The 16,354-nt window shown below is 72.5% G+C and carries 18 protein-coding genes; 6 read left to right on the forward strand and 12 right to left on the reverse strand.

The genetic code is table 11. The features are described 5' to 3' along the window. The 4 genes from DKT69_RS33855 to mug form a co-directional block, all read left to right on the forward strand. A partial coding sequence (locus DKT69_RS33855) for an MbnB/TglH/ChrH family RiPP precursor modification enzyme (protein ID WP_109805473.1) occupies positions 1-725 on the forward strand: 725 nt, incomplete at its 5' end. A gap of 131 nt (positions 726-856) precedes the next feature. Further along, positions 857-1,291, forward strand: a complete 435-nt coding sequence (locus tag DKT69_RS33860; RefSeq protein WP_109805513.1) for an SCO6045 C-terminal-like domain-containing protein — start codon at positions 857-859, stop codon at positions 1,289-1,291. 42 nt (positions 1,292-1,333) lie between these two features. Next, positions 1,334-2,095, forward strand: coding sequence for an SDR family oxidoreductase (locus DKT69_RS33865; protein WP_109805474.1), 762 nt, complete (start codon positions 1,334-1,336; stop codon positions 2,093-2,095). Positions 2,096-2,139: 44 nt separating this feature from the next. After that, positions 2,140-2,715 carry a G/U mismatch-specific DNA glycosylase gene (mug, locus tag DKT69_RS33870; RefSeq protein WP_109805514.1) on the forward strand — a complete coding sequence of 192 codons (576 nt, stop codon included), beginning with the start codon at positions 2,140-2,142 and terminating at the stop codon, positions 2,713-2,715. 24 nt (positions 2,716-2,739) lie between these two features. On the opposite strand, the gene DKT69_RS33875 is transcribed toward mug, so the two are convergent. The 4 genes from DKT69_RS33875 to DKT69_RS33890 all read right to left on the reverse strand — a co-directional run bounded on the left by DKT69_RS33875 (position 2,740) and on the right by DKT69_RS33890 (position 7,506). Then, complete coding sequence (locus DKT69_RS33875) at positions 2,740-4,719, reverse strand: ABC transporter ATP-binding protein (protein ID WP_109805475.1); 1,980 nt, start codon at positions 4,717-4,719, stop codon at positions 2,740-2,742. Positions 4,720-4,843: 124 nt separating this feature from the next. After that, on the reverse strand, positions 4,844-6,394 hold the full coding sequence (locus tag DKT69_RS33880; protein WP_201749997.1) for an RNA-guided endonuclease TnpB family protein: 1,551 nt from the start codon (positions 6,392-6,394) through the stop codon (positions 4,844-4,846). Between the two features lie 70 nt (positions 6,395-6,464). Then, positions 6,465-7,232: an enoyl-CoA hydratase/isomerase family protein gene (locus tag DKT69_RS33885; protein WP_109805477.1), complete on the reverse strand. Its 768-nt coding sequence runs from the start codon at positions 7,230-7,232 to the stop codon at positions 6,465-6,467. A 46-nt stretch (positions 7,233-7,278) separates the two neighbouring features. Further along, entirely contained in the window at positions 7,279-7,506 is a 228-nt protein-coding gene (locus tag DKT69_RS33890) for a helix-turn-helix domain-containing protein (protein WP_109805478.1), read from the reverse strand. 239 nt (positions 7,507-7,745) lie between these two features. Between DKT69_RS33890 and DKT69_RS33895 the strand changes: the two genes are divergently transcribed. Beyond that, positions 7,746-8,348, forward strand: a complete 603-nt coding sequence (locus DKT69_RS33895; RefSeq protein ID WP_236648521.1) for a cadmium resistance transporter — start codon at positions 7,746-7,748, stop codon at positions 8,346-8,348. Between the two features lie 98 nt (positions 8,349-8,446). Here DKT69_RS33895 and DKT69_RS33900 read toward each other — a convergent pair whose 3' ends face one another. Beyond that, positions 8,447-10,051 carry an ABC-F family ATP-binding cassette domain-containing protein gene (locus DKT69_RS33900; RefSeq protein WP_109805479.1) on the reverse strand — a complete coding sequence of 535 codons (1,605 nt, stop codon included), beginning with the start codon at positions 10,049-10,051 and terminating at the stop codon, positions 8,447-8,449. A 246-nt stretch (positions 10,052-10,297) separates the two neighbouring features. Between DKT69_RS33900 and ypfJ the strand changes: the two genes are divergently transcribed. Continuing rightward, complete coding sequence (gene ypfJ / locus DKT69_RS33905) at positions 10,298-11,212, forward strand: KPN_02809 family neutral zinc metallopeptidase (RefSeq protein WP_109805516.1); 915 nt, start codon at positions 10,298-10,300, stop codon at positions 11,210-11,212. A 139-nt stretch (positions 11,213-11,351) separates the two neighbouring features. Here ypfJ and DKT69_RS33910 read toward each other — a convergent pair whose 3' ends face one another. From DKT69_RS33910 to DKT69_RS33940, 7 genes are all read right to left on the reverse strand, one after another. Beyond that, on the reverse strand, positions 11,352-11,717 hold the full coding sequence (locus tag DKT69_RS33910; RefSeq protein ID WP_109805480.1) for a YybH family protein: 366 nt from the start codon (positions 11,715-11,717) through the stop codon (positions 11,352-11,354). A 134-nt stretch (positions 11,718-11,851) separates the two neighbouring features. Further along, complete coding sequence (locus DKT69_RS33915; RefSeq protein ID WP_109805481.1) at positions 11,852-12,151, reverse strand: muconolactone Delta-isomerase family protein; 300 nt, start codon at positions 12,149-12,151, stop codon at positions 11,852-11,854. A 131-nt stretch (positions 12,152-12,282) separates the two neighbouring features. After that, a complete protein-coding gene (locus DKT69_RS33920) occupies positions 12,283-12,945 on the reverse strand; it encodes an acVLRF1 family peptidyl-tRNA hydrolase (RefSeq protein ID WP_109805482.1) in 663 nt (220 codons plus the stop codon). A 226-nt stretch (positions 12,946-13,171) separates the two neighbouring features. Continuing rightward, on the reverse strand, positions 13,172-13,807 hold the full coding sequence (locus DKT69_RS33925; RefSeq protein ID WP_109805483.1) for a LysE family transporter: 636 nt from the start codon (positions 13,805-13,807) through the stop codon (positions 13,172-13,174). 363 nt (positions 13,808-14,170) lie between these two features. Continuing rightward, positions 14,171-14,572, reverse strand: coding sequence for a metal-sulfur cluster assembly factor (locus tag DKT69_RS33930; RefSeq protein ID WP_109805484.1), 402 nt, complete (start codon positions 14,570-14,572; stop codon positions 14,171-14,173). Continuing rightward, positions 14,569-15,045, reverse strand: coding sequence for a Fe-S cluster assembly sulfur transfer protein SufU (gene sufU, locus DKT69_RS33935; RefSeq protein WP_109805485.1), 477 nt, complete (start codon positions 15,043-15,045; stop codon positions 14,569-14,571). The genes DKT69_RS33930 and sufU overlap by 4 nt, the downstream gene beginning before the upstream one ends. Next, positions 15,045-16,349: a cysteine desulfurase gene (locus tag DKT69_RS33940; protein ID WP_109805486.1), complete on the reverse strand. Its 1,305-nt coding sequence runs from the start codon at positions 16,347-16,349 to the stop codon at positions 15,045-15,047. Before DKT69_RS33940 ends, sufU begins: the two co-directional genes overlap by 1 nt. Between the last annotated feature and the right edge of the window lie 5 nt (positions 16,350-16,354).

The following is a 16,354-nucleotide window of genomic DNA, read 5'->3' on the forward strand; positions in this document are numbered from 1 at the left end:
CCGAGACAGTCGCCGCGGCCGGGCCGCTGCCGCCCGGCCTCGCCGAGCTGCGCGGGCGCGGCGTCACCGTCGTACCGCACGGGGTGAAGCTCTCCCTCGGCGGCGCCGAGCCGGTCGATCCGGCCCGGGTGGCCCACCTGGCCGGGGTGGCCGCGCTGGTCGACGCGCCACTGGTGAGCGAGCACATCGCGTTCGTCCGGGCCGGCGGGCTGGAGGCCGGGCACCTGCTGCCGCTACCGCGCAGCCGGGAGGCGGTCGCCGCGGTGGTGGCGAACGTCCGGCGGGCGCAGGCGGAGCTGCCGGTGCCGATCGCGCTGGAGCCGATCGCCGCGCTCTTCGACTGGCCGGACGACGAACTGGACGAGGCGGCCTTCCTGACGGAGATCCTGGACGCCACCGGGGCGCTGCTGCTGCTCGACGTCGCCAACGTGCACGCCAACGCCCGCAACCGGGGCGCGGACCCGCTCGCGCTGCTCGACCGGCTGCCGCTGGACCGGGTCGCCTACGTGCATGTGGCGGGCGGGGCCGAGCAGGGCGGCTTCTACCACGACACGCACACCGACCCGGTGCCCGCGGAGGTGCTGGACCTGGTCCGCGAGCTCTGCGCCCGACGCCGGCCGCCGGCCCTGCTGCTGGAGCGGGACGGGCACTACCCGCCGGCGACGGAGCTGCGCGGCGAGCTGGACGCGCTCGCCGCCGCCGCCGGATTCCCGGTGGTCACGTGACCGGCCCCGACACCGCGCCCGGCGCGGCGGTCACCTCGGCGCCGGCGGCCACCGCCGGCCGCCGCCCGGGGCCGCCCGTCCCCGCTCCGGCCGGGCGGCCACCGACCGGCGGTCCCGGCCCCGCCGACAACCTGGCGGCCCGGCAGGCGGAGCTGGTCGCGACGCTGGTCGCCGGCGGTCCGCTGCCGTCCGGATTCGCCCCGGCGCCGGTCGACGCCGCGCGGCGCGCGTTGCTGCGCAAGCGCGGCGGCGACGTGGCCCGGCACTGGCCGCTGCTCACCGCCGGCCTCGGCGCCGCCTGGGCGGCGACCTTCGCCGACTGGGCGGCGGGCCGCCCGACGAACGGGTCGCTGCGCGACGGCTGGGACCTGGCCCGGGAGCTGCGCGACCGGGGCACGCTGCCGGCGCTCGGCGCGGAGGAGTTGGCCGCCCGCGAAGCCGTCACCCGCTACGACGGTCGCCGCGCCCCCCGGCCGCGTCGACTCCCGGCCGTGGGCCGGGCCGGCGGCGCCGTCGCGGTGCAGCTCGCCGGTCGGGTACGCCTGCTGCGCCCGGCCCGGCGCTGACCCGGTTGGCGCGGCGCTCCGCGGTACGGCACGATCGGGCCCATGGATCTCGGACTGGCCGGCCGGGTGTACGTGCTCACCGGCGCCTCCGGCGGCCTCGGTTTCGCCACCGCCGAACACCTCGTCGCGGACGGCGCCCGGGTGGTGATCTCGGCGCGCGCCCCGGAGCGGGTGGCCGCGGCGGTCGAGGCGCTCGGCGGCCCGGAGCGGGCGATCGGGCTGACCGCCGACCTGAGCGCCCCGGAGACGCCGGGGCGCCTGGTCGCCGCCGCCCGGGAACAGTTCGGCCGCCTCGACGGGGCGCTCGTCTCGGTGGGCGGGCCACCCCGGGGCACCGCCGCCCAGGTGACCGACGAGCAGTGGCGGGAGTCCTTCGAGACGGTCTTCCTGGGCAGCGTCCGCGCCGCCCGGACGGTCGCCGCCGCGCTCACCGACGGCGGCGCCATCGGACTGGTGCTCTCCACCTCGGCCCGCTCGCCGGTGCCCGGTCTGGGCATCTCCAACGGGCTGCGCCCCGGCCTGGCCGGGGTGGCCAAGGACATCGCCGACGAGTACGGTCCGCGCGGCGTACGCGTGGTCGGGCTGCTGCCGGGCCGGATCATGACGGACCGGAACCGGGAACTGCTGGCCGCCACCGGAGACGCCGAGCGAGCCCGCGCCGAGGCGGAGGCGGGCATCCCGCTGCGCCGGATCGGCGAGCCGGCGGAGTTCGGCCGGGTCGCCGCGTTCCTGCTCTCCCCCGCCGCGAGCTACGTCACCGGGGTCACCGTGCCGGTCGACGGCGGCGCGCTGCGCGGCCTGTGACGGGCAGCGAACGACCGGCTCGGGCCGGCCGCCGGCAGGCCGGTGTGCCCTCCCCCGACCCGGTGGGCCGCCGCCATCCCCGACCGAGCCGGGAGGAGCTGGCGGCGGCGGCCGACAAGCTCCTGCCGGATCTGATCGCGCCCGGGTTGGACGTGCTCTTCGTCGGGATCAACCCGGGGCTCTGGTCGGCGGCCACCGGCTGGCACTTCGCCCGGCCGGGCAACCGGTTCTGGCCGGCGCTGCACCGGGGCGGGTTCACCCCGCGCCAACTGCACCCCAGCGAGCAGGACGAGCTGCTGGGCTGGGGGCTCGGCATCACCAACCTGGTGGCCCGGGCCACCGCCCGGGCCGACGAGCTGACCGCCGAGGAGCTGCTGACCGGTGCGGACATCCTGACCGGGAAGGTCGAGCGGTACCGGCCGCGGTGGGTGGCGGTGGTCGGGGTGACCGCGTACCGGATCGGGTTCGCCCGGCCGAAGGCGACGTTCGGCCCGCAGCCCGAACTGCTCGGCGCGGCCCGGCTCTGGGTGCTGCCCAACCCGAGCGGCCTGAACGCGCACTTCACCCCGGAAACGCTCGGCGCCGCGTTCGCCGAGCTGCGCGCGGCGGCGGCCGGCTGATCTCCGGTGTCCGTCGCCGCCGGGTCAGTTCGCCGCGGCGGGCGGCATCGCCTCGTCGGCCACGTACGTGACCATCGGCATGGTGATCACCGGCTCCGCGCCGGTGGCGTCGACGTACGGGGTGGGCGAGTCGGCGACCGCGAACTGGGTCCGGTACAACTCGGCGTAGAGGCCGCCGACGGCGACCAGTTCGTCGTGCCGGCCCCGCTCCACGATCCGCCCCTCGTCGAGGACGAGGATCTGGTCGGCGTCCCGGACGGTGGAGAGCCGGTGCGCGATCACCAGCGCGGTACGGCCGGTCAGCGCCACCGACAGCGCCCGCTGCACGGCCGCCTCGCTCTCCGAGTCCAGGTGTGCGGTGGCCTCGTCGAGGATCACGATCGACGGCGCCTTCAGCAGCAGCCGGGCGATGGCGATGCGCTGCTTCTCGCCGCCGGAGAAGCGGTAGCCCCGCTCTCCGACCGTGGTCTCCAGCCCGTCCGGCAGGGACCGGACCAGGTCGGCGACCTGCGCGCCGGCGAGCGCGGCCCAGATCTCGTCGTCGGTGGCGTCCGGCTTGGCGTAGCGGAGGTTCTCCGCGATGGTCTCGTGGAACAGGTGCGAGTCCTGGGTGACCACGCCGATCTCGTCGCGCAGCGAGGCGAGGGTGGCGTCCCGGACGTCGACGCCGCCGACCAGCACCTGGCCGTCGCTCACGTCGTAGATCCGGGAGATCAGCATGGACAGCGTCGACTTGCCCGCGCCGGAGGGGCCGACCAGGGCGACCATCTGCCCGGGCTCCACGGTGAACGAGACGCCCTTGAGCACCGGCTCGTTGATGGTCCGGTCCAGGGTGGCGACCTCCTCGAGGGAGGCCAGTGACACCTCGGCGGCGCTCGGGTAGCGGAACCGCACGTCGCGGAACTCGACCCGGCCGTTACCCCGGGGCACCCGGACGGCGTCCGGCTTCTCCTCGATGCCGGGGCGCAGGTCGAGCACCTCGAAGACCCGGTCGAAGGAGACCAGCGCGCTCATCACGTCGACCCGGACGTTGGAGAGCGCGGTCAGCGGCCCGTAGAGGCGGGTGAGCAGTAGCGCGAGGGTGACCACGGTGCCGGCGCTTACCCCGCCGGTGACCGCGAGCCAGCCGCCCAGGCCGTAGGTGAGCGCCTGGGCCAGGGAGGCCACCAGCAGCATCGCGACGAAGAAGGTCCGCGAGTACATGGCGGACTGGATGCCGATGTCGCGCACCCGCTCGGCGCGGCCCGCGAAGCGGCGCGCCTCCAGCTCGGGCGAGCCGAAGAGCTTGACCAGCAGCGCCCCGGCCACGCCGAACCGCTCGGTCATCGTCGCGTTCATCTTGGCGTCGAGGTTGTACGACTCGCGGGTGATCTCGGCGAGCCGCTTGCCGACCCGGCGGGCCGGGATGATGAAGATCGGCAGCAGGATCAGCGAGAGCGTGGTGATCTGCCAGGAGAGGGTGAACATCACGCCGGCGGTGAGCACCAGCTGGATGACGTTGCTGACCACGCCGGACAGGGTTGAGGTGAAGGCCCGCTGGGCCCCCAGCACGTCGTTGTTGAGCCGGCTGACCAGAGCGCCGGTCTGGGTCCGGGTGAAGAACTGCAACGGCATGCGCTGCACGTGGTCGTAGACCCGGGTGCGCAGGTCGAGGATGATGCCCTCGCCGATCCGCGCGGAGTACCAGCGCTGGGCCAGGGAGAACAGCGCGTCGGCCACCGCCAGCACGGCGATGACGACGGCGAGCCGGACGACCGCCGAGCCGGCCTCGGCGCCGCCGCGGTTGATCGCGTTGATCACGTCACCGGCGAGCACCGGGGTCGCCACCCCGATGACCGCGGCGATCACCACGGTGACCAGGAAGACCAGGATGTCGCGCCGGTACGGCCGCGCGAAGGCGACAATCCGCTTCGCGGTGCCGCGCTTGAGCTGGTGCGCGGTCACCTCATCCTGGCTGCGCATCGACCGGAGCATGCTCCAGCCCGCCATGCCCCCGCCGTTCATCGGACTGGACACTCGTCACCTCCGGGTCGTGGGCAGCCTGGGCCGTCGGGTCAATTCTCCCGACGACTACGACAACCTCGCGAGTAACCCAGATCTTCCCCGACGGTCCTTACTATTCTGCTTCCTACTTCTTGCTCATTGCCGAGCGGTTCGGATGTTTCGCTCTCCGTCCGGTGGTGGCCGGGCTGGAGTCCTGGACCGACAGTCTGGTCCGGTGGCGATCGGTCCTGTCCTGCAGGATCTGCCTCACCTTGTGGTGCGGGGTGTGCAGGGCGATGTCGGGATCGCCTGCCCGGTGCAGGATGTTGATCGCGGCGTTCACGTCGGCCTGCCACACCACCCCGCACCAGGTGCAGTGAAACCGGTCCCCGCTGCGTCGGCCGAGTCGGCCGCAGCGGTGACAGGTTTGTGAGGTGTAGGCGGAGTTGACGGGAACGAGCGCAGAACCTCTGCGCTCCGACACGCTTCTGAGAGCCTCGGCGGTGACTCCTTTGGTCCACGCGGCGAGACGTCGGTTGATGTTCTTACCCAGCTTCTTGCGTCCGGCGAAGCGTTTGGTGAGGTCTTCGGCGACCACGGTGGCGGCCTTGTCCACGACCCGGTGCACGGCGGTGAAGATCTCCGTACGCACCCGGGCGCGGTGCCGGGCAGCCTGCCGGTCCCGTTTCACGGTCCCGAGGTTGTTGACCTTGATCCGGTGGGCTTTCGCTTGGTCACCACGCAGGGCCGCGGTGTTGGCGATCGAGCGCAGCTTCGCCCGACGCCGGTTGCGTTCCTTCAACCGGTCCGACTCGCTCGTCAGCAGTACGCCGAGCTGTACACCGTGGGGCTGGCCGTCGGAGTCGGTGAGGGCTTCGGTGTAGCCCTTGTCCACACCGACCATCCGCTGCCCGCACGGCCGCTGCGACGACCGCACCTGCGACGCGTCGATCTGATAGTGCACCTCGACCCGACCGCCGCGCAGAATCAGCCGCAGCGTCCCCGTCGGCGCGACCGTCGTCGACAGCGGGATCTTGACCATCTTGCGGGGCTTGAGACCGGGAACCGCCAGCCACAACCGGCCCCGCCCATCAACCGTCGTCTTGTACTTGTCGGCGCGCACCACAATTTGATCGTGCGTGCGATTCTTCCCGCGCTTCCAGTGCTTGCGCATCTGCCGAGCCAGGAACCGATTGCCAGCCCACCGGTCGGCCTTCAACGCGTCGAACATCCGCTCACGCTCGACCGGATCGCTCGTGCGCCGCAGGACCGCCCGACGCACCTCAACCTTGGCCGCCTCCAGGTTCGCTGCGATGTCGGCCATCGCGTCGCGGACGGTTTCCTTCCACGCATTCGCCAACACACCAAACCGCACGTGCGTGCCGTCAGCCAGCCACCGGTCCCGCACCTGCCGGTCCCGCAACCCCACCCCGGCACCGTTGATCGAGCCGTAACGCTGCCACACCTCACTACGCACCCGACCCAACCGACGGGCCTGCTCCACCAAGGCGGCGTACTTACCCGCGTTCATGCCCGTCGAGTAAGCGATGCGCGTGACCTTCACCGCTGACCAGCCTCGATTAGGTCCGCTCTTTCGAGTTCCTCGGCACGCACGGCCACCAGCGGATCCTTCACCAGTTCCTGCCGCGGGGACAACGCCACCCCGCCCGGCAAACTCACCCGATCCGGTAGACACTATGCACAACAAGCAACCATGGATAGACATGCAGAGAAAATCGACAACTAGTCACGCCTCGCCGTCCGGACTATTCTCCCCGACCCGCCAGATCACGCAGGCGGCGGGTCTGCGCCTCCCGCTCGGCGCGCTGCTGCTCGGCGTGGCTACGACCACTGGCGCCGGTGAGCAGCGCCTTGATCTCGACCACCGCGTCCCGGCTGCCGGCCAGCAGGCCGGCGGTCAGGTCCCGCACCGCGCCATCCAGCTCGGCGGTCGGCACGACGAGGTTGGCCAGGCCGATCCGGTCGGCCTCGGCGGCGTCCATCCGGCGGCCGGTGGCGCAGATCTCCAGCGCCCGGGCATAGCCGACCAGCCCGACCAGGCGCTTCGTGCCGGCGAGGTCGGGGACGAGACCGAGGGTCACCTCGGCCATGGAGAGCCTGGCGTCCTCGGCGAGCACCCGCAGGTCGCAGGCGAGGGCGAGCTGGAAGCCCGCGCCGATGGCGTGCCCCTGGACGGCGGCCACCGAGATCACGTCGGGGCGGTGCAGCCAGGTGAAACCGCCCTGGAACTCGGCGATCCGGTCGGCGCACTCCTGCTCGGGCAGGGTGGACAGCTCGGCGAAGGACCCCGGGCCGGTGGCGCCGGCCACCGACAGGTCGAGACCGGCGGAGAAGGACCGCCCCTCGCCGCGTACGACGACGACGCGGACGTCGCCGGGCAGCTCCCGGGAGAAGTCGCTCATCGCGCGCCACATCGCCGGGGTCTGGGCGTTGAGCACGTCGGGCCGGCACAACGTCACCGTCGCGACCGGCCCGTCGCAGTCGAGTCGCACCCCGGTCGTCTCGGCGGTCACCGGACAGCCCGGGGCACGGCGGTGATGGACGACGCTGGCGGGCGGGTCACGCCTTCTTGCGGCGCCGGGCGCCGCCGCGCTGCCGCAGCTGCACCCCGGACTCGGTGAGCACCCGGTGGATGAACCCGTAGGAACGGCCGGTCGAGGCCGCCAGCGCACGGATGCTCTCACCAGAGGTGTACCGCTTTACCAGGTCCTTGGCGAGCGTCTGGCGCTCGGCCCCGATGATCCGGCGACCCTTCTCAGTGCTGGTGGCTGTGCCAGTGGAGGCCATGCTGATTCCTCACGTCGCAGACTGTGCGGTTCGGATACGGTCCCACCTATTAGACCGTCTCGAACGATCATGCGCCAGATATCAACTCTTCGCCAACCGACACGCTATGCGATGTCAGCTTCCCGATAGAGTGATCCTTCTGACCGGCTGACAGGCGGGTGCCGGACCGGCTCCGTCGGGCCACCCGGTCGATGGATCATGTTTCGCCGGTCCGCCCGTCGGGCCGTACGCTGCCTCGGGTGACCGACCTGCTCGCCGCCGCGTCGGCCGCCGCCCTCGTGTTCGCCGCGACCAACGTCGACGACATCGTCGTGCTCACGGTGCTCTTCGTGGCCGCCCGCGGCGCCGGCCGACCCCGGCCCTGGCACATCGTCGCCGGCCAGTATCTGGGCATCGGCGCGCTGGTCGGCGCGGCGGTCGTGGTCGCGGCCGGGCTGCTCGTCGTACCCGACCCGTGGACCGGGCTGCTCGGCCTGCTGCCGATCGGCCTCGGGGTCCGCGCGCTGCTCGCCCGCGCCGCCGACGACGGGCCGCCGGCCGTGGTCGGCAGCCTGCTCGGGGTCGCCGGGGTGACCATCGCCAACGGCGCCGACAACATCGCGGTCTACGTGCCGGTGTTCCGCTCGCTGGACCCGGCGACCGGGCTGGTGTGGCTGCTGGTCTTCGCCGTCCTGGTCGCCGTCTGGTGCGCGGCCGCCGCCCTGCTGGGCGGCCATCCCCGGGTGGTCCGGCTGGTGGGCCGCGCCGGCCACTGGCTGGTCCCCGCGGTCTTCATCGCGATCGGCGCGGCGATCCTGGTCGCCTCCGGCGTCCTCCCCCGCCTCGCCGACCTCGCCACCTGACCCCCAGGGTTGATCATGAAGGTGTTGTCGTGACCCCAAGCCGTGTCGGATGACAACAACGTCATGATCGACGCACCGGGAACGGGGGGTGGGGTGGGTCAGGCCAGCTCGACCAGTTCGAGGAGGTCGTCGCTCCAGGCGTCCTCGTCGCCGTCGGGGAGCAGGATCGCCCGGTCGGGCTTGAGCGCCAGGACCGCGCCCGGGTCGTGGGTGACCAGCACGATCGCGCCCGGGTAGCGGGCGATCGCGTCGAGCACCTGCTCCCGGCTGACCGGGTCGAGGTTGTTCGTCGGCTCGTCGAGCAGCAGCACGTTGGCGCCGGAGCAGACCAGGGTGGCCAGCGCCAGCCGGGTCTTCTCCCCGCCGGAGAGCACCCCGGCGGGCTTGTCGACGTCGTCGCCGGAGAAGAGGAACGCGCCGAGGATCTTGCGCAGGTCCGTGTCGGTCTGGTCGCTGGCCGCGCTGCGCATGTGCTCCAGGATCGTCCGGTCCACGTCCAGCGTCTCGTGCTCCTGGGCGTAGTAGCCCAGCCGCAGCCCGTGCCCGGCGTGCACCTCGCCGGTGTCCGGCTCCAGCAGGCCGCCGAGCATCCGCAGCAGGGTGGTCTTGCCGGCGCCGTTGAGGCCCAGGATGGCCACCCGGGAACCGCGGTCCACCGCCACGTTGACGTCGGTGAAGATCTCCAGCGAGCCGTACGACTTCGACAGGCCGGTCGCGGTGAGCGGCGTCTTCCCGCACGGCGCCGGGGTGGGGAAGCGCACCTTGGCCACCTTGTCGGCCTGACGTACCTCCTCCAGGCCCGAAATCAGCTTCTCGGCGCGGCGGGCCATGTTCTGCGCGGCGACCGTCTTGGTGGCCTTGGCCCGCATCTTGTCGGCCTGGGCCATCAGCGCGCCGGCCTTCTTCTCGGCGTTGGCCCGCTCCCGCCGGCGACGCCGCTCGTCGGTCTCCCGCGCCGCCAGGTACGCCTTCCAGCCCAGGTTGTAGACGTCCACCACCGAGCGGGTGGCGTCGAGGAACCAGACCTTGTTCACCACCGACTCCAGCAGCGAGCCGTCGTGGGAGATCACGATCAGGCCACCCTTGTGGTTGGCCAGGAAGCCGCGCAGCCAGGTGATCGAGTCGGCGTCGAGGTGGTTGGTCGGCTCGTCGAGGAGCAGGATGCCGCCACCGTTCTCGCCGGCGTCGCGGAACAGGATCCGGGCCAGCTCGATGCGGCGGCGCTGGCCGCCCGACAGGGTGCCGATGGTCTGCGCGAGTGCCCGGTCCGGCAGGCCGAGGTTGGCGCAGATCCGGGCCGCTTCGGCCTCGGCGGCGTATCCGCCGAGGGAGGCGAACTGGTCCTCCAGCGCGCCGTACCGGCGGACCAGCTTCTCGTCGACGCCGTCGGCGAGCTTGGCCTCGATCTCCTGCATCTGGGCCATCAGCACGTCGAGTCCCCGGGCGGAGAGCACCCGGTCCCGCCCGGTCACCTCAAGGTCACCGGTCCGCGGGTCCTGCGGCAGGTAGCCGATCGCGCTGCGCCGGTCGATCTGCCCGGCGTACGGCTGGCCCTCGCCCGCCAGCACCTTGAGCGTGGTGGTCTTGCCGGCGCCGTTGCGGCCGACCAGGCCGATCCGGTCGCCCGGCTGCACCCGCAGGGTGGTGTCGGACAGCAGGATCCGGGAACCGGCGCGCAGTTCCAGGCCGGTGGCAGTGATCATCTCGGGGTACTCGCTCTCGGGGTTCCGGAAGGGCTGACTCAGGGCACGCGAAAGCGCCGGCGGGTTCGATTTCCCGTCGGCGCGGGGCCGTTCAGCCTTCGCAGCGCAGCACCCGCCAAGTGTACCGGGCCGCCCGCGACACCCCGTCCGGATTACCGGGCAAGATCATCGGGTACCGAAATGCCGTCCGGACCCGGTCCGGTACCGCAACCACCACAAACGGATCAATCGGTGATCGGGGTCAACATGGAGCTGAACGAGAACGCGCGGATCGACACCAGCCAGGTGGACGACCGGCGGGGGTCCGGCGGAGGCGGCGGGATGGGCATTCCGATCCCGATCGGCGGCGGGCGCGGGGGCATCGTCGGCCTCATCATCGCCGTCCTCGTCGCGCTGGTCGGTGGCGGCTTCGGGCTGAACGCGATGAACGACGGCGGCGGGTCGCAGCAGGGCGACAACACCTCGCTGCAGCAGAAGTGCTCGGCGCAGGACGCGCTGGAGCAGCTCGACTGCCGCAACACCCTGTACGTCAACTCGATCCAGGCGTACTGGACCAAGGCCCTGCCGGAGGTCTTCGGCGAGCAGTACCAGGCGTCCAAGACCGTCTTCTTCAGCCAGGGCGTCAACACCGGCTGCGGGCAGGCCGACTCGGGCGTCGGTCCGTTCTACTGCCCGGCCGACGACCTCGTCTACATCGATCTCACCTTCTATAAGCTCCTCGCCGACCAACTCGGCGCCGAAGGCGAGTTCGCCCAGCCGTACGTGCTGGCCCACGAGTACGGTCACCACGTCCAGGACCTGCTCGGCACCGAGGCGCAGATGCGCCGCCAGCAGCAGCGCGACCCGAACAACGCGAACGCGCTGTCGGTGAAGCTGGAGCTCCAGGCCGACTGCTATGCCGGCGCCTGGGCCAAGAACGCCACCGGCACCTCCGACGCGCAGGGGCAGAAGATCTTCAAGAGCGTCACCGAGCAGGACATCCAGCAGGCGGTCGACACCGCCGAGAAGATCGGCGACGACGCGATCCAGCAGCGCTCGGGCCGGCCGGTGAACCCGGACGAGTTCACCCACGGCACCTCCGAGCAGCGCCAGCAGTGGTTCACCAAGGGCTACTCCACCGGCGACCCGAAGGCCTGCGACACCTTCGGCGGCAGCCTCTGACGCCGACCGCACCGCACCAGGACCTCGGCGCCGTGGCGGGCGACCCAGCGCCGGGGTCCCTCCGTGGTGGCATCACGATCGCCGTGCGGGCACCACATGCATGACGTCCGGGCAGGACTTGGTCATCGAGGGCTTGTGGTCATCCGAGCCGGGATACCTGGTAGTGGCTGATGAACCAGGCCTCGCCGATCCGGCGCACGATCACGCCGAGGTGGACGGTCAGGACCGGCCGGTCGGTGAAGGCGAAATCCACACTCAGGTAGCCGAGGACAAGGTCGTCGACCAGGCGCCGGGTCTCGCGGATGTCGTACGCGGCGGTCAGGCCGATCGGCTGGGCGGCGTAATACCCGGCGACGCCGTCGCGGCCGACGGTGTACGGGTGCAGGCCTTGGAAGATCGCGTCGTCGGTGAAGTACGACGCGACGCGATCGGGGTCGTGGGCGTTGACGGCGGACCTCCACTGGTCGAGGACGGTACGCAGAATCTGCGCCTCGGTGCTGGTCATGGTGGTCTCCCGTGCTGTTGGGCGGATGGGCGGATGAGAGCGGGCGGCAGGGCGGGTAAGGGTGACGCGCCATGTCGGCACGCTCGGTCTCGACACCGGCATGGCATGGATCCCGTCGGGCGACCCGGTCCGGTTTACCGGGCCGGCTGACCCGGGTCGTTCGGATGCGGTGACAACGGCGTGACGGAGTCGTGCCGCCACGCGCGCAGCGGCATCGACGCGAGGACCATTTCCAGCTGATCCGCATCGTCCGCGCGGAAAAGTCCCCACGTACGCCACTCGCCCGGCGCCAGCGGCGGCCGCCACAGCCGCAGAAGACTGCCCTGCGCCGCCAGCTCGGCCGACCGCGCCGCCTCGCGCTTGCGCATCTCGGCGACCTCATCGTCTGACGTGCCGTTCGGCACCGTGGTGACCATGTCAACAAGAAACTCCACTGCTCATACTCCCTTCGCCGGGCGCACAACACCGCATATTTTGTGCGGAAACTGCTCTTATGGGACGCGACTGCCGCCCCTGGTTCCTCGGCGGGTGCGGCCACCGCGGGTACCGCCGCCAACCGCTGAGGTCAGCCGGCGCGGTCGGGTGCCGGGTCGCGGACCAGGATCCGCACCGCACGGGCGGCGGCGATCGCGCCGACCAGCACCGCGTGCCGGGGTTCCGGCACGTCGAGGAGCCGCTCGGCGCGCAGCGCGGCCAGCGGCGCGAGCCGCCGCTCGGCCAGGACGATGTCCACCGCGCGACGGTCCCCGCCGCAGACCAGGGCGCTCAGGATCGCCGCCTCCGGCAGCAGCAGGCGGACGGCCAGCTCCACCGCGTCGGCCAGGGCCGCCTTCGCCTGGTTGTCCCGGCGTCGGGCGAAGCGCTGCTGGGACCAGCCGCCCGCGGCGGTCCGCCCCTGCACGTACCGGGTGTCCACCTTGGAGACCACCAGCTCCTCTCCCACGGCGACGCCGACCGCCGCCGCGCCCTTGCGGGCCAGCAGCAGGCCGAGCCGACGCGGCGCGGCGGCCGCGGCCACGAAGCCGGGTACGTCGGCGGCGGCCGGAGCCCCGGGCGGGGTGTGCAGCTCGGCCGTCGCGCCGTCCGGGGCGGCCAGCAGCAGGCCGTACGCCTCGACGGTGGTGGTGGGCGGGCCGTGCCGGTCGGCGAAGCCCTCGACCCAGCGGGCGACGCGGGCCGGGTCGACCTCGACCCACCGGCCGCCCCCGGCTGCGGGTCGGCTGGTCACCGCCCGAACCTACGGCACGGCCGGCCACGTCCGCGCTCCCGGCCCCCGGTCAGCCGCCCAGCAGATACTCGCTCCCGGCCCCGGATCGGCCGGGCAGTAGATCCGCGCTCCCGGCCCCCGGTCAGCCACGCAGCAGATACTCGCTCCCGGCCGGTCAGCCGCGCAGCAGATACTCGCTCCCGGCCCCGGATCGGCCGGGCAGCAGATCCGCGCGCCCGGCCCCCGGTCAGGCCGGCAGCAGGGTGGCCACCGCCAGGGCGGCGATGAGCGCGCTGGAGACCAGCCCGGTGACCAGCCGGCCCCGGGGTCCGGCCAGTGCCCGGCCGACCAGCGTGCCGCCGCCGGCGACGAGCAGTTGCCAGCTCGCCGAGGCGAGGAACGCGCCCGCCACGAAGAGCGCCGCGGCGGCGGCGTCCGGGTCGGCCGCGTCCCGCCGGCCGAGCACCAGCGCCGCGAAGTAGAGCACGGTGGCCGGATTGAGCAGGGTCAACCCGAGCACCCCGGCGAAGGCCCGACCCGGCGTGGTGAGCCCGTTGCCGACGCGGGCCGGCGGCGGCCCGGCGTCCGGCCGGCGGGCACGCCAGGCGGAGCGCAGCCCGTGGGCGGCGAGCCCGAGCAGCACCAGCGCGGCGGCCACCCGCAGCGGGCCGGCGACCGGGGCGATGACGCCGGCCAGTCCCGCGCCGCCGATCGTCGCGACGGCAGCATAGAGCCCGTCGGCGGTGGCCACCGCGAGCGCCGCGGCCGCCCCGACCCGGAACGAGGTACGGGCACTGAGCCCGAGGATGAGGATCGCGATGGCGCCGACCGGGATGGCGACGCCGTAGCCGGCGAGCAGGCCGGCGAGGAGGGCGTCACCCATGGCGGGCGGGCCCGGACCACCTCCCGGCGTCGGCCTGCTGCTGTCGCCCCGCGTCGACGACGGCGTGGGCGGGGACAGCTGGGCGGATGCGGAGATCGGTCACCGGGTCATTGTGGCCGCGCCGGAGGGGCGGTGGAAGCGGATTTCGCGCCGACGGCCGGGGCCGCCGCCGGGAACCGAGGCGGGACCCCGGGGCCCGACAAGATCGTCTGACGTCCTCGGTCTTTCCACCCGGCGGGTCAGGCCCGCGAACCGCAAACGATCATGGCGGGCGGAGGGCATCCGCCTGCCGGCAGGCGGGGAAACGCGTCGAGCGCGGCGCCCCTGGGGCACCGCGCTCGATGACGACCGACCGCAGTCGGGTCAGACGTTGAAGCCGAGGGAACGGAGCTGGTCCCGGCCCTCGTCGGTGATCTTGTCGGGGCCCCACGGCGGCAGCCAGACCCAGTTGATCCGGATGTCGTTGACCAGTCCCCCACCGGGGCCGGTGGTCAGCGCCTGCCGAGCCTGGTCCTCGATCACGTCGGTGAGCGGGCACGCCGCCGAGGTCAGCGTCATGTCCAGCGTGGCGACGTTGTCGTCGTCGACGTGCACGCCGTACACGAGGCCGAGGTCGACCACGTTGATGCCCAGCTCGGGGTCGACGACGTCCTTCATCGCCTCCTCGATGTCGGGGACGGCCGCCTTGCCGCCGGTCGCCGCCGAAGCCGCGCCGGCCTCCGCCACAGCGCCGGCCGCCGTGCCGGTGGTCTCCTCAGAACTCATGCCTTCACCTCCGTAGGGCTCACGCCCACGCCGGCGCGTGCCGCGGCGTCCTTGAACGCCATCCACGACAGCAGCGCGCACTTCACCCGGGCCGGGTAGCGCGCGACACCCGCGAACGCCACCCCGTCTCCGAGCACCTCTTCGTCCGGCGTGACCTGGCCACGCCCGGACATCAACTCGACGAACGCCTCGTGCACCACGCTCGCGTCGTCCGCGGCCCGGCCGCGCAGCAGCTCGTGCAGCACGCTCGCCGAGGCCTGACTGATCGAGCAGCCCATGCCGTCGTACGAGATGTCGGTGAACACCTTTCCGTCGGTGGTCACCCGCACGGTGATCTCGTCACCGCAGGTCGGGTTGACGTGATGCGCCTCGCCGACCCGGGCGTCCGGGTCCACCGCGTCCCGCAGGCCACGGCCGTGCGGGTGCTTGTAGTGGTCCAGGATGATCTCCTGGTAGAGCTGGTCGAGCTGCATCAGTCGAACACCTTCCGCACCTGCTCCAGACCGGCCACCAGCGCGTCGATCTCCTCCGTCGTGGTGTACAGGTAGAACGACGCCCGCGTCATGGCGGGCACGCCGAACCGGCTGCACACCGGCTTCGCGCAGTGGTGCCCCACCCGCACCTGCACGCCGAGCGAGTCCAGGACCTGCCCCACGTCGTGCGGGTGGATGTCGCCGAGCGCGAAGGAGATCGTCCCGCCCCGGCCGACCGGCACGTTCGGGCCGAAGATCCGCAGCCCGGGCACGGTGGCGAGGGCGTCCAGCGCGTACGCCGTCAGCTCCTTCTCGTGCCACTGGATGGCCCGCATGCCGACGCCGCTGAGGTAGTCCACCGCCGCGCCGAGCGCGACCGCCTCGGCGATCGGCGGGGTGCCCGCCTCGAACCGGGCCGGCGGCGCGGCGAACGTCGACCGGGCCATGCTGACCGTCTCGATCATCGAGCCGCCGCCGAACACCGGGGGCATCGCGGCGAGCAGCTCGCCCCGGCCCCACAGCACGCCGACGCCGGTCGGACCACACATCTTGTGGCCGGTGAAGACGATGAAGTCGGCGTCGTAGTCGACCACGTCCATCGGCATGTGCGGCACCGACTGCGAGCAGTCGAGCAGCAGCAGCGCGCCGACCTCGCGGACCCGCTGGGTGATCCGGGAGGTGGCGTTGACCGTGCCGAGGATGTTCGAGGTGTGCACCAGCGAGACGATCTTCGTCCGCTCGGTGACGAGGCCGTCCAGCCCGGACTCGTCCAGCCGGCCCTGCTCGGTGACCGGGAACCAGCGCAGGGTCGCGCCGGTCCGCTCGCAGAGCAGCTGCCACGGGACGATGTTCGAGTGGTGCTCCATCTCGGAGATCACCACCTCGTCGCCCGGACCCAGCCGGAACCGCGGGTCGGCGTCGGGCCGCAGCGAGGCGTTCGAGAACGCGTACGCCACGATGTTGATCGCCTCGGTGGAGTTCTTGGTGAACACCACCTCGTCCACGCTCGGCGCGTTGATGAACGCGGCGACCTTCGCCCGCGCCCCCTCGTACGCCTCGGTCGCCTCGGTGCCCAGGGTGTGCACCGAGCGCGACACGTTGGCGTTGTGCATCGCGTAGTGCTCGGCGAGCACGTCGAGCACCTGCCGCGGCTTGTGCGCGGTGTTGGCGCTGTCGAGATAGACCAGCCGGTGGCCGTTGACCTCCCGGTCGAGGATCGGGAAGTCGGCGCGCACCGCGGCCACGTCGAAACGCGGCACGTCGTCGTACTGCGGCATCCCCTCGGGGATGGCGATCGTGGTCATCTCAG

It is taken from the genome of Micromonospora sicca (assembly GCF_003172935.1).
Classification (GTDB): Bacteria; Actinomycetota; Actinomycetes; order Mycobacteriales; family Micromonosporaceae; genus Micromonospora; species Micromonospora sicca.